The organism is Dermacoccus sp. Tok2021 (genome assembly GCF_019895135.1).
Taxonomy (GTDB): domain Bacteria; phylum Actinomycetota; class Actinomycetes; order Actinomycetales; family Dermatophilaceae; genus Dermacoccus; species Dermacoccus abyssi.
Window position 1 is genome coordinate 1 of record NZ_JAGTHU010000029.1, and the last position, 19,223, is coordinate 19,223.

The window sequence follows — 19,223 nt, forward strand, 5'->3', positions numbered from 1 at the left end:
CGGCGAAGGGAGGGGTTCGGAGGGCACGGGCGGCGCAGCCTGAGCCGGTGCCGACAACACCGCGAAGCTTGCCGCGGCTCCGGTAGCCGCGCACGTGGCGACGGCCTTACGCATGAAGGTGTGGTTCACGAAGATCCTCCTGATTCGGGCCGCCCGGTTGCGACCGCAGTGAACTGTGCCACACCACAAGGGAATTGGTTCAGTTACTCGCCAGGAACTTTTCAGGAAGCGCTCAGGCGCGGGCCATGCGCCACCCCGCCGCGAGAGCTTCGCTTTCGGAACAGAACCAGCGCTCGCCCTTGCCCATCGAGATCTTGGTGCGCTCGTACGCCGAGTCGCCCGGGCGATGAGCGATCTTCTCGCCGTCGGAGTTGATGTTGCCCTTGATCGCGCAGGCGCCCGGCTCACTCGTCGAGGCTGACGGGGCGGCCGAGGGTTTCACCGCAGGCGCGGAGGCGGTAGGTGCCGGCTGCGCAGGCGCCTTGGTGGCGAGCCCCTCGTGGAACCCGTTGCACGGCGGCCCCCACGTGCCACGCTTCGCCGTCTTCGCCCGGTTCATCGCCGCCAGGTATTCGAGCCGGTGCGCGTACGGCCCGTCGTAGGTGTACTCCTTGCCGAACCCGCCCTCGATCTGCGCGAGCGCGACGTTGGTCGAACCGCCGACGAAGACGTGGCGCAACAGGCGCCCGTACCGATCGCGCTCCCCCTGGCTCGGGTCGGCCTCGAGCTGAACCTGCTTGCTCTGCACGAGCGACTGCATGTTGCTGCTCGCCTCCTTGCCGAAGCACTGCACCGGCGTATTCGGCTTACGCGTCTCCGGGGTGTCGAGCCCGATGATGCGGATGCTCTCCTTCACCCCGTTGATGCGCACCTTGATGGTGTCCCCGTCCGAGATACCCACGACGTCGTACAGCGGCCCCGCGCCTGTGCCCGCACCGATGCCGCGGCGGTCGCCGTCCGCCCCTTCGGCCGCTGACGTGCTGCTCGGGTCGCTCGACGCGTCGCTGGAGTTGCCGGACTCGTGGGCGTCATCCGACGTGGTCGGTGTGGACGACGGAGCATCGGTCGGCGGCGACGTCTCGTCGGTGGGTGCCTCAGTGCTGCTCGTGGTCGAGGCATCCGACGGTGATGGCGAAGAGTCGAGCGAGCCACACCCCGTCACGCCCAGCACGGCCGCCGAGAGAAACAACGAGCAGGTGGCAATGCGGGAGCGAGAACGAAGCACGCCCCGAACTCTAGGAGACGCCACCGACAACGTCGGGCCGTTTGCAGGAGAAACGAACCCCTCGGTCCGCAGGGTGCCCGATCGAGCGTGGCCGGTCTCGGGCGACACTCCCTTCCCGTCCAGCCGCCACCGAGGTGACGGTGGAATGATTGCGCCGTGAGAACGTCTCGTCGCTTCGCTGCCCTCGCCCTCGTGGTTGCCACTGCTGTTGCGGGGTGCACGACGGACGACCCGTCCGGCTCGTCGTCGGGCTCGAAGGGCGCCTCGGCGAAGCCGAGCGTCAGCGTCTCCTCGTCGGCGCCCAAGGTGTCGCCGGTGAAGCTCGAACTCGACGCCTCCGACGTTCGTGCCGAGAGCTCGTGGAACGCCCCCCGCTACTCGGCACAGTGGCCCACGCTCCCGGGATCGGAGAAGCTCTCCGAAGCGCTCGAGCGCCAGATCCAGAGCTGGCGTCGCGATTACGTCGGCACGTACTCGGGGCCGCGTTCCGGCATGACGGTGGTGTGGGAGCCCGTCGTCAACGCCTCGGGGTTGTACGGCATCCGGCTCCGACACACCGTCACGGCAGCCGATTCTGCGGCCACCTCGACGACGCTGTACGGCGACGGTGACTCCTCCTTCACCTCGCTCCAGCTCATCGACGACTCGCAACGCGCCGCCCTCGTCAAGGAACTCGAACGTCAGGCCGTGCAGGTCAACGGCGGCGGCGAGCCGTTCGAAGGTGCCACACCCGAGGAAGTCTTCACCGACGTCAGCTTCACCCCCGACGGCACCCTCGTCGCCGCCGTCGCCGAGGGAACGATCGGGCCCATGTCGGCCGGGCAGCACTACGCCACGGTGAAGAACCCGGAGCGCTACCTCTCCGACGACGGGCGCCGCGTGCGCGAGGCCGCGATGAAGAGCCCGGCGTCGAGTACGTCACCGGCGCCGTCGACGTCCACCACCAAGCCGGAGAACGCCGGCAAGAAGACCGACTGCACCAAGGCCAAGTGCATCGCGCTGACCTTCGACGACGGCCCGGGCCCGTACACGAACTCGATCCTCGACACCCTCGAGAAGAAGAAAGCGCGCGCCACCTTCTTCACCCTCGGCCCGGCCGTCCAGGCCGCGCCCGCCACCGTGCGGCGCATGGTGAAGCTCGGCATGGGGGTCGGCAACCACAGTTGGTCGCACCCGCAGTTCACCACCCTCACCGACGCCCAGGTGACGAGCGAGATCACCCGCACCGCCGACGTTCTCAAGAAGATCACGGGCAGTGACCCGGTCGCCGTTCGCCCGCCCTACGGCGCCTACACCGAGGCGACGCCGCACGCCGGCGCGCCCTTCGTCCTGTGGGACATCGACACCGAGGACTGGAAGAACCGCAACGCCGACACGACGACCAAGCGTGTCGTCGACGGTGCGCACCCGGGCGCCATCGTCCTCATGCACGACATTCACCCGTCGACGGCGAAGGCCGTGCCCGGCATCGTCGACGAGCTGCAGAAGCAGGGTTACACCCTCGTCACGATCGACGAGCTGATCCCGTCGATGACGAAGGACGGCGTTTACTCGAGCGCGCCGACGAAGTAGGCACGACATGACGAAGCCCGCTCACCTCGTGAGGTGAGCGGGCTTCGTCACGGCTCGATCAGGGCGTGACGAGTTCGCGCAGACGCTGCGGGCCGACGGCCAGCAGGAGCGTGGGAAGGCGCGGGCCCGTGTCCTTGCCGATGAGCAGGTTGTAGAGCAGCTTGAAGAACTCCCTCTGGCTCGCACCGAGCTCGGCGGCCGTCTCGGGGTCGGCCTTGCGGTCGGGGCGGAAGTTCGCGTCCTTGCCCGCCTGCACCTTCGGCACGCCGTAGACCTGCGTGGTGAGTCCGTCGAGCGTCCACGCGTCCTCGATGCGGCCGAGGCCCTCGGCGCCGTCGACGTCCTTGCCGTCGAGCAGGATCCGAAGCTGTTCGCGCTGCGAGTCGGTGGCCGCGGCAATGCCTGCCTCGTCCTTCGTCTCGCGCACGACAGTGCGCTCGTCGTCGGGCATGTACCGCTCGACCCAGCGCTCCACGCAGCTCAGGCGCGGACGCAGGACGTCGAGGCTCGAGGGCGCGTTCGCCGGGTCGAGGTTGCCGACGATGCGAAGCGTCTGCTCCTCATCGCCCGTCGTGATGTCGTTGATGCTCGCGAGGGTGCGGTAGGCCACCGGGTGCGGCGTGGAGGGCAGCTCGCCCTCGGCCGTCGTCGAGGCGCGCACGAGCGCAGCCACGTCACCGGGCTGGCCCTTCTCGGAGCCCACCTTGGCCACGAGCGCGTCCCACTCGTCGTACATGCGCTGCACGTCGGAGTCGAACGCGACGGTGAAGCTCTGGTTGGGCTTCTTGCGCGCGTACAGCCAGCGCAGCAGCGCGGGCTCCATGATTGTCAGGGCGTCGGTGGGAATCGGCACGCCACCCTTGGACGAGCTCATCTTCGCCATGCCCTTGATGCCCACGAAGGCGTACATCGGGCCGAGGGGACGCTCCCACCCGAAGATGGGTGCCACGTCCTTGCCGACGACGAATGAACTGCCGGGGCTCTGGTGGTCGACGCCGGAGGGCTCGAAGACGACGCCCTCGTACTTCCAGCGCATCGGCCAGTCGATCTTCCACACGAGCTTGCCGTTGTGGTGCTCGCGCAGAACGACCGTCTCCTCGTGGCCGCAGCGGCACGTGTAGGTGAGCTCGGTGGTCTCGTCGTCGTAGGCGGTGACGGTCGTGAAGTCGGTGCCGCACTTCGAGCAGTAGGGCTTGTACGGGTAGTAGCCGCTCGAGCTGCCGCCGTCGTCCTCACCGGCCGCGCCGGAGCCCTCTTCTGCCTCGGCCGCCGCGGCCTGCTCCTCCTCCGACAGGACGGGCGCCTTCTTGCCACCCTTGACGGGCTTCGCAGCGGCGTCGTCCTTGGGAAGCGTGCGGTAGCGGGCGAGGATGGCGTCGAGCTCGTCGCGCTTGCTCATCGCGAAGAGGATCTCGTCGGTGTAGGCCCCGGACGTGTACTGCTCGGTCTGGCTGATGCCGCGGTAGACGACACCGAGGGCGTCGAGGCCGGCCTCGAACTCGGTGCGGAAGTGCTCGGCCCAGCTCGACGCGCTGGAACCCTTCGGCGCAGGCACGCGCGTGAGCGGCATGCCGATGTACTGCTGCCAGGAGTCGTCGACGTTCGGGACGTTGGGCACCTTGCGGAAGCGGTCGAAGTCGTCCCAGCTGATGATGTGCTCGCACTCGACGCCGCGGCGGCGGATCTCGTCGACGACGAGGTGCGGGGTCATGACCTCGCGCAGGTTGCCGAGGTGCACCGGGCCAGAGGGGCTGATGCCGGAGGCGACGACGACCTTCGTGCCGCGGCGTTCGGCCTCGGCGATCGTCTCGTCGGCAAGTCGGGAAACCCAATCGGCGTCGGGCGGCAGCACAGTAGTCACCCGGCCAGTTTAGAGGGCGGCGGCGCGGCAGCTCGACCGGGTTTCGGCGCGTTTGGCGACGGAGGGGTCACCTCATGCCGTTGGGCGGAGTTTGCTGCGGTCGGGCCGAGGCAGCGACTACCCAACCGCAGGGAAGTCTGCCCAGCGCCGAGGGCGTCGAGCGGGCGTACTCGGCTCAGATCTTGGCGAGCCAGGCTCGGTGGGAGCCGTCGAAGGGCGCTTCACCGTTCTCGATCATCGAGCGGACGGCGTCGGCCGCTTCGCGAGCAGCCGTGACGAGCCGTGCCGGGTAGGCGAAGTCGCGCGTGTGCGCCTCGAACTCGTCCTCGTCGTCGATCTCGACGACGCCCGTCGTCCGCTTGATGACGTCGACGTCGAGGTCGAGCGTGAAGGCTTCGCCCTGGTTGACGGTGGTCGGCGTCGTGATGTCGACGTAGACCTCGATCGTGCGGCTGCGCCCGGCGGGTTCGGCGTTGAACGTGGCGACCCACCACTGCTCGTCAGGAATGAGCACGACGTGGTTGCACGGCACCTTCTGGCTCGTGCCGGGCTTGCTCACCTCGGTGCCCTTGCGCCCGCCGAGCCACAGGCCGTTGGCGTCCTGGCCGAGGATCTCCAGTTCGCTGCCCCAGTGCTCGTCGCCGTTGTACTTGCCGAATTGAAGTCGTGTTTTCTCGCGCGCCACGTCGTCAGCCTACCGAGAGGGGTGGTTCGGGGCGTCCGATGCGAACTTCGGCGCGATGACGGACCGGACGGCACGACGAACGGGTGAGGGCAGCCGGGAGAACCGCGCGAGGGGTCGGTCGAGTTCGCGCAGTGTGGCGAAGGAGCCCGACAGCGCGCCCGGTTCGGCGCCGTCGACGAGCACTGTGCCGAGCATGCCCGACAGGGCTGCCTCGACGACGCTCGCGGGCGAGACGAGCCCCTCGACGGGACTGTCGACCATCGCTCGCTCGACCGCCTCGCCGACGACCGTGCGCCACTCGCCGAGCAACTCTCGCGCCAGCTTCGCCAGCGCCTCGTCCTGCCCCGCAGCGGCGAGGAGCTGAGCCATGAGCGCGGCACCGCCGTCAGCGCGGTCGGTGCCGAGTTCGGCCTCCACCGCGTCGAGGACCTCGCCGAGCCCGTGGGCCGAGGCGAGGGCCTCGCGGTATCGCTCAAGCGCCTCGTCGACGGACTCGCGGTAGGCGGCCGCGACGAGGTCGCCCAGTTCGCCGAAGTGGTAGAAGATCAGCGCCTGGTTGACGCCTGCCTCGGCCGCCACGGATCGCGCCGTGACGGACGCGAGTCCGCGCCGTCCGACGATCGTGACGACGGCCGCACGGAGACGACGCTGGGTGAGTGCGGCTGCTTCCCTCGCCATGGAACTCCTCCCCCGAAACCTTTGAGCGGTCGCTCAATGAGCCCTACATCAGCAATTGAGCAACCGCTCAAATTTGCGGAGAAGGGCGGAACGCCATGTCACAGCACGTCACCTCGGGTAGAACGCGTCCGACGCACCCCTCACCCGGCTTCTCGCGGAACGACGCTCGACTCGTGGCGATCCTGAGCGGAGGACTCGGCGCTCTCGGCGCAGTGGTCGGACTCGCCGTCGGTCTCAGGACATATACGCCGACGGCGTGGTTTGCGGCGCTCGAGGTCGGTGCGCCCGCTGCCTGGCTCGGGTTGATGCTCGGACTCACCATCGTCGGAGTGCGCCGCCTGGCCGCCCGGCGCCATCGCGCTCACTGATCACGGACCCGACATCGTCCCTTCTTTTGCGCGACCGGATGCCCCGCCCACCACGAGCGCAGAAATCTTCCCCACGTGTGCGCAAGCAAGCGCCTTGCACACCACGAGGGAAGAGACCTTCCCTTCTTGCGCGCAAGCAGACGTCTTGGACACAAGAAGGGAAGAAAACATCCCAATTCGGACCGACCCGACCCGACGCGACGCAGGCCATGTCCCGAAGACACGCCCGACCTCACGTCCGAGCAGCAACGAAAGCCGAAACCCTCCCCCAGAACGGCACCACGCTGGAAGCGGACGCCGTGAGGTCGAGCGCGGCGCAAAGCAGCGGCTGAGCTTGCGAAGCCGGTGCGAGCCCCGCGCCCGACCTCACGGCCCGAAGCCCTGTCGCACCGAGCGAAGGCCCCCGAATTGCGAGCTCGCTCGCAGTTCGGGGGCCTTCGCCGGAAGACGGGGCGAGGGATTACACCAGCTCGTGGCGTTGAATGATCTCGTCGCGGCCGGGGCCGACGCCGATGGCGGAGATGCGTGCGCCGATCTGCTCCTCGACGAAGAGGATGTACTCCTGCGCGTTTTCCGGCAGGTCCTCGAAGGTGCGGCAGCCGGTGATGTCCTGCTTCCAACCGGGCAGCATTTCGTAGACGGGCTTCGCGTGGTGGAAGTCGGTCTGGTTCTCGGGCATCTCGTCGAAGCGCTTGCCGTCGACCTCGTAGGCGACGCAGACGGGGATCTCGTCGAAGGTGTCGAGGTTGTCGAGCTTCGTCACGACGAAGTCGGTGACGCCGTTGACGCGTGCGGCGTAGCGGCCGATGACGACGTCGAGCCAGCCGACGCGGCGCGGGCGGCCGGTCGTCGTGCCGAACTCGTGGCCGATCTCGCGGAGGGTGTCACCGACCTCGTCGTGCAGTTCGGTCGGGAACGGGCCCTCGCCGACGCGCGTGGTGAACGCCTTGAGGATGGCGATGACGCGGTCGATGCGCGTGGGCGGGATGCCGGCGCCGGTGCAGGCGCCCGCGGAGATGGCGTTGGACGACGTCACGTACGGGTAGGTGCCGTGGTCGACGTCGAGCAGCGTGGCCTGGCCGGCCTCGCAGAGGACGACCTCGTCGGCGTCGAGAGCCTTGCCGAGGAGCAGGGACGTGTCGGCCACCATGGGGCGCAGGCGCTCGGCGTACTGCAGCAGGTCCTCGACGACCTCGTCGACCTCGATGGCGCGGCGGTTGTACGTCTTGACGAGCAGCTGGTTCTTCAGTTCGAGCGCCGCCTCGACTTTCTGGCGCAGGATCGACTCGTCGAAGATGTCCTGCACGCGGATGCCGATGCGGTTCATCTTGTCGGCGTACGTGGGGCCGATGCCGCGGCCGGTGGTGCCGATCTTGCGCTGGCCGAGGAAGCGCTCGGAGACCTGGTCGATGACCTTGTTGTAGCGCGGGATGAGGTGCGCGTTGGAGGACACGACGAGCTCGGACGTGTCGACGCCGCGGGCCTCGAGAGCGTCGAGCTCCTCGAAGAGGACGCCGAGGTCGACGACGACGCCGTTGGCGATGACGGGCGTGACACCCGGCGTCAGGATGCCCGAGGGCAACAGGTGCAGGGCGTACTTCTCGCCGCCCACGACGACGGTGTGGCCGGCGTTGTTACCGCCGTTGAACTTCACGACGTAGTCGATGCGACTTCCGAGGAGGTCGGTGGCCTTGCCCTTGCCTTCGTCGCCCCACTGGGCACCGACGAGCACGATTGCCGGCATGCGGATCAACTGCCTTTGGTTGCTGCTGGGCCGACGCCCTCGGGCGCGGCGCGTGCCGTGCGGCACACCCGCGCGGGGCGTCGACTCTTACCGCCCAAGGGTACCCGCTCGCCCCGTCGGGGCCGTGATGACGCTCACGGCGGCATGGGGACGTTCAGGCTCCGGAGCTTCTTCGCTGACCTGAGCCGACGATTCCGCGCTCGGTCAGTTCGACCGCCAGTTGGAAGCGTGTCTCGACGTCGCACTCGTCCATGAGCGCGGCGATCCGACGGCGGACGGTGCGCAGGCTGACGCCGAGCACGCGGGCGATGGCCTCGTCCTTGAGGCCGGCCTGCATGAGCTCGACGAGACGCTCCGATGTCGTGTCGACGCCGTCGTCGACGGTGGTCGAGGCTGCCCAGAGGCGGTCGAACAGTTCGACGAAGGCCCGCACGACGACCGGGTCCCGCAGCACGGCGTATCGGCCCTCGTCACCACCCCACTCGGTGTTGGCGAGGACGAGATCGGTGCCGTAACAGACGAATTCGTTCGGAATATGGTTGGCGAGGCGCTGACTCTCCCCCATGGCCGCCCACTGGGCCACCTCGAGGGTGCGGCTGCTCGCGGCGTCGAACTCGTGCAGTCCGTAGAGCCCGCGCCCCTCCTCGACGAGGCGGCACAGGACGGGCTGTTCGTCGGGCGTGAAGGCGACGGCGTCGGTGTGCGTCATGCGGATGGGGCCGGACGTCGACGCCGCGAGGTGCTCCATGACGTCGGCAAGGCCGGAGGCGTCGATGTACTCGCGGGCCGGCTCGTCGGACGACGAGTGCTCCTGCCCCGCACGGTGGTCACCGGCGAATCCGTCGATGGCGTCACGCAACCGGGCGAGGTCTCGGCGGCGCTCCGCGAGGCGCGCCTCCTCGGCCGAGAGGATGCGTTCGAGGCCGGCGCGCGGGTGGTCGGCCTGGACAAGGCCTTCCTCGTTGATACGCACGAGCCGCATGGCGCGCAGCGCCTCTGTGGCGTCGTCGATCTCGGCGGTGGACCGGTTGAGGCGCGCGGCATACACGGACGCGGGACGCGCCTGATCGCGTAGCACCTGGCGGTAGAGCTGTTCGGCAAGGTCGTCGAGGCCGAGGACGGCGAGGCGGTTCACGCGTCCACATTAGGACAGACGAGGGGGACATGACCCCTCCCGGCCATGTCCCCCTCGTCCCCGCCACCGCGGACGGTGGCAGACGATGCGCACGCTGTTCCCTCGTTCGCTCGTCCCCCAGAGACGAACGCTCCCTGAACGCGCCATCGCACAGCTCTGACGCAGGCGGGTGACGATCGGTTCCCTCACGTGACGACGAATCGGGACAGCACCAACGCGAGTCGCGCCGGGGCTCGATCAGCTGGTCAGAGGCCGAGCTCGCGAGCGCCCGTGGCCGAGGAGTCGCGCAGGAAGTCGGCGCAGCGACGCTGTTCGTCGGTTTCGCCGATGGCGCCGGCGGCCTTGCTCAGCGCGCCGAGTGCACGCAGGAAGCCGCGGTTCGGCTCGTGCTCCCACGGCACCGGGCCCTGGCCGCGCCAGCCGGCCTTGCGCAGCGAGTCGAGCCCGCGGTGGTAGCCGGTGCGGGCGTAGGCGTACCCCTCGACGGCCTCGCCGTCGTCGAGCGCGTCCTCGGCGAGCTGGGCCCACACGAGCGAGCTGGCCGGGTACATGCGGGCGACGTCGCGCGGGTGGACGCCGGCGTCGAGCTTCTCGGCGGCCGGGTCGACGTCGAGCTTGGTTTCGGGGATGCCCAGAAGATTGTCCATGAGGCCATTCAAGCATCGGGTTCCGACAACGCTGCTGCACCGTCGGGTGCGGTTGCGGGGACTTCCCGCCCGGGCATTGTCATGAATGCCGTGTGGCCCCGAGCGGAACGTCCCCCACAGGGTGGTGCCGTTGTCAGTGATCGCCGCCATACTCGAGGTATGAGCAGCGACAGCACACACGAATGGCGCAGTGGGCCGGGCGAGATCGCCGAGCGAACACTGGAATCCATCGACCGGTGGTGGCGCGCCGCGAACTACCTTTCGGTCGGTCAGATCTACCTCCTGGACAACCCCCTGCTGCGTGAGCCGCTGCAGGCGGAGCACGTCAAGCCACGCCTGCTCGGCCACTGGGGCACGACGCCCGGCCTGAACTTCCTCTACGCCCACCTCAACCGCGTCATCGCCGAGCGCTCGCAGCCGACGCTGTACGTCACCGGCCCCGGCCACGGTGGCCCCGGCATGGTGGCGAACACCTACCTCGAGGGCACCTACTCGCAGATCTACCCGCGTGTGGGGCTCGACGAGGCGGGCCTGCAGAGGCTGTTCAAGCAGTTCAGTTTCCCCGGGGGCATCCCCTCCCACGCCGCCCCGGAGACCCCCGGTTCGATCCACGAGGGCGGTGAACTCGGTTACGCACTCAGCCACGCCTACGGCGCGGTGTTCGACAACCCCGACCTTCTCGCGTTCACCGTCATCGGCGACGGTGAGGCCGAAACCGGCCCGCTCGCCACCTCGTGGCACTCGAACAAGTTCCTCAACCCGGTCACGGACGGCGTCGTCCTGCCGGTGCTGCACCTCAACGGCTACAAGATCGCGAACCCCACGGTGCTCGCGCGCATCGACGACGCCGAACTCGACGCGCTCATGCGCGGATACGGCCACACCCCGTTCGTCTTCACCGCAGGCTTCGACGACGAGGACCACACCTCGGTGCACCGGCGCTTCGCGCAGCTTCTCGACGAGGTGCTCGACGAGATCGCCCGCATCAAGCGCGAGGCGCACGAGGTCGGCGCGGAGAAGGCCGAACGTCCGCGCTGGCCCATGATCGTCTTCCGCACGCCGAAGGGATGGACCGGCCCGAAGACGATCGACGGCAAGATCACCGAGGGGCACTGGCGCAGCCATCAGGTGCCGCTGTCGAGCGCCCGCGACACCGACGAGCACCTGCACGATCTCGAGAAGTGGCTCTCGAGTTACGGGCCCGACGACCTGTTCGACGAATCCGGCTGCGTGGCCGAGGACATTCGTGGTCTCGCACCCGCGGACGAACTGCGCATGGGCGCAACCCCGTACGCCAACGGCGGTGAGCTGCGCGTCGACCTCGACCTGCCCGATTTCCGCGATCACGCCGTGGAGCGCAGCGGCGACGACGAGCGTGGCTCGGTGACATCGGAGGGCACACGCGTCCTGGGCGAGTGGTTGGCCGAGGTCATGGCTGCGAACCCGAACAACTTCCGACTCTTCGGCCCGGACGAGACGGCTTCCAATCGTCTGCAGGGCGTCTACGAGACGTCCCCCAAGCAGTGGCTCGGTGACTACGAGCCGAACGATTCGGGCGACCCCATGGCGCGTGTCGGCAAGGTCATGGAGATGCTCTCGGAGCACCAGTGCCAAGGCTGGCTCGAGGGTTATCTGCTGACCGGTCGTCACGGTGTGATGTCCTCCTACGAGGCCTTCATCCACATCGTCGACTCGATGGTCAATCAGCACGCCAAGTGGCTCAAGGTGACGAACGAGATCCCGTGGCGGCGCCCCATCAGCTCGCTCAACTACCTCTTGAGCTCCCACGTGTGGCGTCAGGATCACAACGGTTTCAGCCATCAGGATCCGGGGTTCATCGACCACGTCGTGAACAAGAAGGCCGAGGTCGTGCGCGTCTACCTGCCGCCGGACGCGAACACGCTGTTGTCGACGTTCGACCACGTCCTGCGCACGTCGCAGTACGTCAACGTCGTTGTCGCGGGCAAGCAACCGAACCCGGTGTGGTTGTCGATGGACGAGGCGGTGCGCCACTGCGCGCGTGGCCTCGGCATCTGGGAATGGGCCGGAACCGAGGATGAGGGCGGGGAACCCGACGTCGTCCTCGCCTGCGCGGGTGACATCCCGACGGTCGAGGTGCTGGCGGCCGCCGGCATCCTAAAGGACCGGCTGCCGCAGTTGAAGGTTCGGGTGGTCAACGTCGTCGACCTCATGCGTCTGCAGTCGTCCGAGGAGCACCCGCACGGCCTCTCGCAGCGCGAGTTCGATGCGATCTTCACCACCGACAAGCCGGTGGTCTTCGCCTACCACGGTTACCCCTGGCTCATCCATCGTCTGACCTACCGACGCACCGGCCACGCGAACCTGCACGTGCGCGGCTTTATCGAGGAGGGCACCACCACGACGCCGTTCGACATGGTGATGCGCAACAACCTCGACCGGTACCACCTCGTCATGGACGTGCTGGATCGCGTCGAGGGGCTCGGAGCCCGTACGGCCGGTCTGCGCCAGGAGATGCAGGACGCCCGCCTGGAGGCACGCGCGTATGCGTACGAGAACGGCGAGGACATCCCGGTCGTGGCGAAGTGGGTGTGGTCGGACGCCGGCGACACCGCCACCGAGCGCGGCGGTCCCCAGCAGGATACCGGTGGCGACAACGGCTGATCGTCGGGTGCTTGCGCCCCACGGCGACGGCGGGCGCTGCTAGGCTCCCGTCGTCGCCTCAAGATCGAGGAACCCGGTGAGAGTCCGGGACGGTCGCGCCACTGTGAGCGGGTTTTCCGCGAGTCAGGAACTCGAGGGCGAAGCATTGTCGGGACGCGTCATCCCGGGAAGGTGCATTGCCATGCATATTGCCGAGGGCTTCTTGCCACCCCTCCACGCGGCCGCTTGGACGGCCGTCTCCGCGCCGTTCGTCGTTCACGGCGTTCGCCGCATCACGCAGATCACGCGTGAACACCCTGATTCCAAACTCCTGCTCGCCGGCGTCGGTGCCTACTCGTTCGTGCTGTCGGCCATCAAGCTGCCGTCGGTCACGGGCAGTTCGTCGCACCCGACGGGCACGGGTGAGGGCGCCGTCATCTTCAAGCCACCCGTCATGGCCGCGTTGGGCACGATCGTGCTCATCTTCCAGGCGTTGCTGCTCGCGCACGGCGGCCTGACGACGTTGGGCGCCAACGTGTTCTCGATGGCGATCGTCGGGCCGTGGGTCGCCTACGGCACCTACCGTCTCCTGGGCCGGGCGCCGTTCTCGGTGGCCGTCTTCTTCGCCGTCGCCCTGGCCGACCTGGCCACGTACGTCGTCACCGCCACGCAGCTGGCCATCGCGTTCCCCGACGCCCAGAGCGGCTTCTTCGGCGCATGGTCGCGCTTCCTCGGCCTGTTCGCGCTCACTCAGATTCCACTCGCCGTCGTTGAGGGCCTCATCGGCGTGCTCCTCATGAACGCCCTGCGTTCGTGGGCGGGCCCGCAGCTGCAGGGCCTCGGCTTCGGCAAGGGCCGCCGCGATGTCTTCGACGACGAGCCTGGCGAATCCGACACTCCCGCCACGACCGACGACACCCTCAACACGCCCGCCGGAGGTGCCCGATGAAGCGCTCGACCGTGTGGAAGAACGTCGCACTTCTCGCCCTGGCGGCCGTCGTGTTCGCTATCGCCCTGCTCATGGGCACCCACTCCGGCGGTGAGTTCGGCGGAACGGACGCCGCTGCCTCCGAGCAGATCGAAGAGTCGAACAAGGACTACGAGCCGTGGTTCTCGCCGATCTGGGAGCAGCCCGGCGGCGAGGTCGAATCCGGCCTCTTCGCGCTGCAGGCAGCGATCGGCGCCGGCATTCTCGGCTTCGTGCTCGGCACGTTCCGCGAGCGCCGTAAGCGTTCGACGGAAACGGCGCCGAACGCCGACGACTCCCCGCAGAACGCCGCACGCACCCCCGAGTCGACAACCCGCAGCAGCTGACCGTGGGAGCCAGGACGGGCTCCGGCCCGGCCGTCGATCGCGCCGCCTGGAGCAACCGGTGGCGCGATCGCTCCGTTCTCGAGAAGGCGGTACTCAGTCTCGGCCTGCTCGTCGTCGCGATGGTGACGAGGGCGCCCTGGCTCCACGCCGCCCTCGTCGTGGTCTGCCTGGTCGCCATCCTCGTCGGCGCCCGCGTCGAACCGAGGCTCGCCTCGCGCGTGCTCACGCTGCCGGTGGCGTTCATCGTGATCGGCGCACTCGCTGCCGCGGTGTCGATCGGCCACCCCGCTCCTGACGCCGTGTGGTCGTTCGGCCCGTTCTGGTCGGCGCCGGCGTCGATCGAGCGTTCCGTCGAGACAGTCGGCCGCTCACTCGCGGCGGCCTCGGCCCTCATGATGCTTGCCCTCACCACCCCGATGACCGACCTCCTGACGGCGGCCCGTCGCGCCAAGGTGCCCGCGACGATGGTGGAGATCGCGGGCCTCGTCTACCGAATGCTCTTCGTCCTCCTCGACGTCTCAGGCAACGTCCGCACGACGCAGGAGGCCCGCCTTGGGTACGCATCGGCGCGCATCGCCCGGGCCAGCGTCGCGTCGTTGCTGTCCGCCACGCTCCGAACGGCCTGGGTGCGGGCTCAGCGTCTCGGCGAAGGGCTCGAAGGGCGCGGCTTCGACGGCGCGCTCGTCGTCACGCCCCGAGCGCAGAACGTCTCGGTGCCGTTCGTCGGCCTCAGCGCTTGCGTGGTCCTCGCGCTCGGCGTCGTCGCGGTGATGACCCGATGAGTGCGCTCGCCCTGCACGGGGTCAGCGTCCGGTACGGCCGCGACGCGTGGGTGCTGCGCGACGCCGACGTGGAGGTCGAGGCGGGCCGTCGCCTCGCGCTCATCGGCGCCAACGGTGCGGGCAAGACGACGCTCCTGCGGACCTTGAGCGGCAGCCTGCGGCCCACCGCCGGCGAGGTCCTCGTCGACGAGACGCCCCTGAACTTCAAGCGCACAGCACTCACCGCCCACCGCCGCGCCGTGCAGCTCGTCCTACAGGATCCGGACGATCAGCTCTTCTCCGCCGATGTCCACGCCGAGATCTCCTACGGCCCCACCAACCTCGGACTCGACCCCGACGCCGTCCGTGCGCGGGTGGCAGAGACCGCTGAACTGTTGGGCATCACCGAGCTGCTCACCCGCCCCGTGCATCACCTCTCGTACGGCCAGCGCAAACGCGTCGCCCTCGCCGGCGCCGTGGCGATGCAACCGCGCTTCCTCCTGCTCGACGAGCCGACGGCCGGCCTCGACCCCGCCGGATGCGCTGCTCTCCTCGCGTGTCTCGAGCGGCTCGAAGGCGCGGGCACGACCGTCGTCCTGTCGACCCACGACATGGCGCTCGTGTGGGAGTGGGCCGACATCGTCACGCTGCTCGACGCCGGGCGTGCTGTCAGTGACGACGCCGGCGCCCTCCTGGGCGACGCCGACCTCCTGCGTCACGCGCAGCTCGATCGACCGTGGCAGGCGGACCTGCTCGACGCCGCAGGCCTCCCCGTCTCGGCAGCCGACCGCCCGCGTTCCCGCGCTGACGTTCTGGCGGCAGCCCTCCACCGCTGAACGCCGCACAACGAAACGAGCGGCCGGCCCACGATTGTTCGTGGACGGGCCGCTCGCGTCGAACGACTCGGGTGAGGCGTCAGGCCTTCTTGGCGCCCTGGCTCTTGCCGGCGGAGCCGAGGTGCTCGCACGCCTCGACGACGCGCTTGGCCATGCCCTCCTCGGCAGCCTTGCCCCAGGCGCGCGGGTCGTACTGCTTCTTGTTGCCGACCTCGCCGTCGATCTTGAGGACGCCCTCGTAGTTGCCGAGCATCCAGCCGGCGATCGGGCGGGTGAAGGCGTACTGCGTGTCGGTGTCGACGTTCATCTTGACGACGCCGTACGACACGGCCTCCTTGATCTCCTCCTCCGACGAGCCCGAGCCACCGTGGAAGACGAGGTGGAACGGCTTGTCCTCGGCCTCGGAGAACTTGGCCTTGACGGCGTCCTGCGCGTCCTTGAGCACGGACGGGCGCAGCTGGACGTTGCCCGGCTTGTAGACGCCGTGCACGTTTCCGAAGGTGAGGGCGGTCATGTAGTACACGTCGGTACCGGCGCCGAGAGCCTCGGCCGTGGCGATGGCGTCCTCGGGCGTGGAGTACAGCTGGTCGTTGATCTCGTTGTCGACGCCGTCCTCTTCACCGCCGACGACACCGACCTCGATCTCGAGGATGATGTTCGCCTGCTGGCACTTGTCGAGCAGCTCCTTGGCGATCTCGAGGTTCTCCTCGAGCGGCACGGCCGAACCGTCCCACATGTGCGACTGGAAGTACGGCTGACCGCCGTCCTTGACGCGCTCGATCGAGGCGTCGACGAGCGGGCGGACGAAGCTGTCGAGCTTGTCCTTCGGACAGTGGTCGGTGTGCAGCGCGATGTTGACGTCGTAGTTCTTCGCCACCTCGTGGGCGAAGGCCGACATCGCGAGGGCGCCGGTGACCATGTTCTTCACCGTGGGGCCCGAGAAGTACTCGGCGCCACCGGTGGAGACCTGGATGATGCCGTCCGAACCGGCCTCGGCGAAACCACGGATGGCGGCGTTCAGCGTCTGCGACGACGAAACGTTGATGGCCGGGTACGCGAAGCCCTCACGCTTCGCACGGTCGAGCATCTCGCGGTAAACCTCGGGGGTTGCGATGGGCATGTCCACTCCCTTGTCGATCTGCGGTTCGCGGGCCGTACCGGGTGCTGGCACGGCCGTCCGATTCATCCTTTCACGCACCACACGGACGTGGGCGTTACGGCGCCGGACGGGCCGAGGAGTGAGCAGCGATGCTCAGCTTTCGGACACTGACACTGCGGGGTCATTCGCCGATGCGCTGGCCGAACACGTGCCGACGGATCCAGGCGTGCATCGTGACGGCGGCCGCGGCGCCGGCGTTGATCGAGCGCGTCGAGCCGAACTGCGCGATGTCGAGAACGGCGTCGGCCTTCTCGAGCGCTTCCGCGCTGACGCCAGGGCCCTCCTGACCGAACAGCAGGACGCAGTGTCGCGGCAGGTCGAACGTCTCGAGGGGCACGCTGCCCGCGACGTTGTCGATGGCGTAGACGGGCATGCGCGTCGCGTTACCCGCGGCGTCAGCCGGGCCCGCGGTCGCCACCCACGTGAGCAGGTCGTCGACCGACGTGTGGTGCATCTCGTGCTGGTACCGGTCGGTCACCATCGCGCCCCGGCGGTTCCACCGGCGCCGGCCGACGATGTGGAACGCCTTGGCGTTGAACGCGTTGGCCGTGCGGATGACGGAGCCGATGTTGAAGTCGTGCTCCCAGTTCTCCACCGCCACGTGGAAGTCGTGCCGCGACTCGTCGAGGTGCCTGACAATGGCGTCGTGGCGCCAGTATCGGAACCGGTCCTCGACGTTGCGGCGGTCGCCGTCACGCAGGAGTTCCGGGTCGAAGCGAGCGTCGAGTTCACCGTCGTCATCGAGCGGCCACGGCCCCTGCCACGGTCCGACCCCGACGACGTGATCCGGACGTTCCTCGATCGCTTCACCCACGAGCGTCAAGGGTAGTGGCCGCCCCGGCGGCCCGCGCGAACCTCTCATTTGCCCCTCACCGCCGCGGCGTTGCTCACAGGCCCCACACCGGCCACCCCGGTACGCTCGACAACGTGATGCATGCCCTCGGCCCCGACTTCATGGACCCGAACTACCTCCTCAGCCACTTCGGCGGAGCGTTCTTCTGGGTCTCCCTCGCCATCGTCTTCGTCGAGTGCGGACTGTTCTTCCCGCTCCTTCCCGGCGACTCCCTGCTCTTCGCCATCGGCATGTTCACCGCGACGTCGGCGACGAGCGGCTTCGACATCCCGCTCTACGTCTCGCTGCCCGCGCTGTGCATCGCAGCGTTCCTCGGCAACGTCGTCGGCTACGAACTCGGACGCCTGCTCGGCACACCGCTGTACGAACGCGACGGCAAGATCCTCAAGAAGAAATACTTCGAACAGACCAACGCGTTCTTCGACAAGCACGGCAACAAGGCCCTCGTCATCGGCCGATTCGTGCCCATCGTGCGCACGTTCATCACCGTCGTTGCCGGCGCCAGCCGCATGGAGCGCAAGCGCTTCTTCACGTGGTCGGCCGTGGGCGCCGTGCTGTGGGTCTTCTCCATCACGTTCGCCGGGTATTTCCTCGGCAAGGCCTTCCCCGGCCTCGGCAAGAACATCGACATCGCCATCATGGCCATCGTCCTCGTGAGCGTGCTGCCGATGGCCTACGAGTGGTTCGCCCACCGCCGTCGCACCAAGGCTCTCGTCAAGGAAGCCGGCGACATCATCGACCACGACCCGACGAACTGACTTCCTCGCCGCATTGTGCGGCTCGACCTCAGGCCCCCGAGAAGGTTCTCGGGGGCCTGAGGTTTTCTCGCGCGATACGACACGGTTCGGGAGAGGCCGTCGTTCCGTGTTGCACGCTCACGACGGCGACATCGCGGGCCCACCGGGGCCACTAGGATCGGACGTGTGGATACCCAGGCCGTCCTGACCATGCTGCAAGAAGCCGCCGACGAGTTCATCAACCCCCGATTCGAATCTCTCGCCCGACACGAGGTCATGGAGAAGAACCCCGGCGACCTCGTGACGGTCGCCGACCGCGAGGCCGAGGTCGCCATCACCGCCCGCCTTCTGGACGCCTACCCGGACGCACTCATCGTCGGCGAGGAAGCGGTCGCCGCCGACCCGAGCATCCTCGACCGAACCGAGCACGCCGATCACTGGTTCACCGTCGACCCGGTCGACGGCACGAAGAACTTCGTCCACGGCTCCCCCGACCACGGCGTCATGGTGGCCGAGATGCGCGGCGGCGACGTCGTCCGCAGCTGGATGTGGCAGCCGCAGCACGGAGTCGCCTACGTCGCGGAGAAGGGCGCAGGGGCGTTCCGCAACGGCGAGCGCATCGCCCCGCGCACCGTCGGCGAGGTCGCCCAGGGCGTCACGTCGCGCCCCACCCGCGTCGGTGAGTCGCTCGACGGCCTGCCGCCGCTCAAGCTCTCCTGGGTGTGCTGTGCCGTCGACTACCCCCAGATCGCCTCCGGCGGCGCCGACTACATCCTCTACGTCACGACGAAGCCCTGGGACCACGCACCCGGCGCGCTGTTCATCCGCGAATCGGGTGGTGTTTCCGCCTACGCCGACGGCACCGACTACGACCCGCGCTTCGAGCGCACTCCGACGCCGCTGCTCGTCGCCGCCGACCCGCAGTTGCACGAGCGCCTGCGCTCACACCTCTGACTCGGCGCCAGCGAAGACAGAAGAAGGGGCGAGGACCACCACGGTCCTCGCCCCTTCGTCGTCATCGCGGGT

Annotated in this window: 18 protein-coding genes and 1 riboswitch; of the genes, 9 read left to right on the plus strand and 9 right to left on the minus strand. The window is 68.5% G+C overall.

The features are described from left to right. Nucleotides 1-232: 232 nt before the first annotated feature. On the minus strand, nt 233-1,225 hold the full coding sequence (locus tag K9D12_RS13435; protein WP_370633524.1) for a thermonuclease family protein: 993 nt from the start codon (nt 1,223-1,225) through the stop codon (nt 233-235). A 156-nt stretch (nt 1,226-1,381) separates the two neighbouring features. Between K9D12_RS13435 and K9D12_RS15375 the strand changes: the two genes are divergently transcribed. After that, a complete protein-coding gene (locus tag K9D12_RS15375; protein ID WP_223060479.1) occupies nt 1,382-2,797 on the plus strand; it encodes a polysaccharide deacetylase family protein in 1,416 nt (471 codons plus the stop codon). Between the two features lie 58 nt (nt 2,798-2,855). On the opposite strand, the gene lysS is transcribed toward K9D12_RS15375, so the two are convergent. The 3 genes from lysS to K9D12_RS13455 all read right to left on the minus strand — a co-directional run bounded on the left by lysS (nt 2,856) and on the right by K9D12_RS13455 (nt 6,021). Then, a complete protein-coding gene (gene lysS / locus K9D12_RS13445; RefSeq protein WP_223060497.1) occupies nt 2,856-4,649 on the minus strand; it encodes a lysine--tRNA ligase in 1,794 nt (597 codons plus the stop codon). Nucleotides 4,650-4,833: 184 nt separating this feature from the next. Further along, nucleotides 4,834-5,343, minus strand: a complete 510-nt coding sequence (locus K9D12_RS13450) for a DUF402 domain-containing protein (protein WP_223060480.1) — start codon at nt 5,341-5,343, stop codon at nt 4,834-4,836. Nucleotides 5,344-5,352: 9 nt separating this feature from the next. Beyond that, nucleotides 5,353-6,021, minus strand: a complete 669-nt coding sequence (locus K9D12_RS13455; protein ID WP_223060481.1) for a TetR/AcrR family transcriptional regulator — start codon at nt 6,019-6,021, stop codon at nt 5,353-5,355. Between the two features lie 173 nt (nt 6,022-6,194). Here K9D12_RS13455 and K9D12_RS13460 point away from each other — a divergent pair, with 173 nt between their 5' ends. Next, nucleotides 6,195-6,389, plus strand: coding sequence for a hypothetical protein (locus tag K9D12_RS13460; protein ID WP_223060482.1), 195 nt, complete (start codon nt 6,195-6,197; stop codon nt 6,387-6,389). Nucleotides 6,390-6,849: 460 nt separating this feature from the next. Here K9D12_RS13460 and K9D12_RS13465 read toward each other — a convergent pair whose 3' ends face one another. From K9D12_RS13465 to K9D12_RS13475, 3 genes are all read right to left on the minus strand, one after another. Further along, a complete protein-coding gene (locus K9D12_RS13465) occupies nt 6,850-8,133 on the minus strand; it encodes an adenylosuccinate synthase (RefSeq protein WP_223060483.1) in 1,284 nt (427 codons plus the stop codon). Between the two features lie 154 nt (nt 8,134-8,287). Then, nucleotides 8,288-9,268: a hypothetical protein gene (locus K9D12_RS13470; RefSeq protein WP_223060484.1), complete on the minus strand. Its 981-nt coding sequence runs from the start codon at nt 9,266-9,268 to the stop codon at nt 8,288-8,290. 245 nt (nt 9,269-9,513) lie between these two features. After that, a complete protein-coding gene (locus tag K9D12_RS13475; protein WP_118914182.1) occupies nt 9,514-9,915 on the minus strand; it encodes a DUF3151 domain-containing protein in 402 nt (133 codons plus the stop codon). Nucleotides 9,916-10,074: 159 nt separating this feature from the next. On the opposite strand from K9D12_RS13475, the gene K9D12_RS13480 reads away from it, so the two are divergent. The 5 genes from K9D12_RS13480 to K9D12_RS13500 all read left to right on the plus strand — a co-directional run bounded on the left by K9D12_RS13480 (nt 10,075) and on the right by K9D12_RS13500 (nt 15,448). Next, complete coding sequence (locus K9D12_RS13480; RefSeq protein WP_047312402.1) at nt 10,075-12,558, plus strand: phosphoketolase; 2,484 nt, start codon at nt 10,075-10,077, stop codon at nt 12,556-12,558. A 66-nt stretch (nt 12,559-12,624) separates the two neighbouring features. Then, nucleotides 12,625-12,691, plus strand: a riboswitch (cobalamin riboswitch). 48 nt (nt 12,692-12,739) lie between these two features. Beyond that, nucleotides 12,740-13,486 carry an energy-coupling factor ABC transporter permease gene (locus tag K9D12_RS13485; RefSeq protein ID WP_223060485.1) on the plus strand — a complete coding sequence of 249 codons (747 nt, stop codon included), beginning with the start codon at nt 12,740-12,742 and terminating at the stop codon, nt 13,484-13,486. After that, a complete protein-coding gene (locus K9D12_RS13490; protein ID WP_047312403.1) occupies nt 13,483-13,851 on the plus strand; it encodes an energy-coupling factor ABC transporter substrate-binding protein in 369 nt (122 codons plus the stop codon). Before K9D12_RS13485 ends, K9D12_RS13490 begins: the two co-directional genes overlap by 4 nt. Before the next feature lie 2 nt (nt 13,852-13,853). Beyond that, the gene (gene cbiQ / locus K9D12_RS13495) at nt 13,854-14,633 is read left to right on the plus strand and encodes a cobalt ECF transporter T component CbiQ (RefSeq protein WP_223060486.1); all 780 of its coding nucleotides are present in this window, start codon (nt 13,854-13,856) and stop codon (nt 14,631-14,633) included. After that, nucleotides 14,630-15,448 (plus strand): energy-coupling factor ABC transporter ATP-binding protein, encoded by an 819-nt coding sequence (locus K9D12_RS13500; RefSeq protein ID WP_223060487.1) that lies wholly within the window; start codon nt 14,630-14,632, stop codon nt 15,446-15,448. The genes cbiQ and K9D12_RS13500 overlap by 4 nt, the downstream gene beginning before the upstream one ends. 79 nt (nt 15,449-15,527) lie before the next feature. Here K9D12_RS13500 and fbaA read toward each other — a convergent pair whose 3' ends face one another. Together fbaA and K9D12_RS13510 are read right to left on the minus strand one after the other, a co-directional pair. After that, nucleotides 15,528-16,634, minus strand: coding sequence for a class II fructose-bisphosphate aldolase (gene fbaA, locus K9D12_RS13505; protein WP_255573102.1), 1,107 nt, complete (start codon nt 16,632-16,634; stop codon nt 15,528-15,530). Between the two features lie 94 nt (nt 16,635-16,728). Next, complete coding sequence (locus tag K9D12_RS13510; protein WP_223060488.1) at nt 16,729-17,469, minus strand: TrmH family RNA methyltransferase; 741 nt, start codon at nt 17,467-17,469, stop codon at nt 16,729-16,731. Between the two features lie 68 nt (nt 17,470-17,537). Here K9D12_RS13510 and K9D12_RS13515 point away from each other — a divergent pair, with 68 nt between their 5' ends. Beyond that, nucleotides 17,538-18,218 (plus strand): DedA family protein, encoded by a 681-nt coding sequence (locus K9D12_RS13515; protein WP_223060498.1) that lies wholly within the window; start codon nt 17,538-17,540, stop codon nt 18,216-18,218. A gap of 165 nt (nt 18,219-18,383) precedes the next feature. Further along, nucleotides 18,384-19,151 (plus strand): inositol monophosphatase, encoded by a 768-nt coding sequence (locus tag K9D12_RS13520; RefSeq protein WP_129665061.1) that lies wholly within the window; start codon nt 18,384-18,386, stop codon nt 19,149-19,151. Nucleotides 19,152-19,223 lie beyond the last annotated feature (72 nt).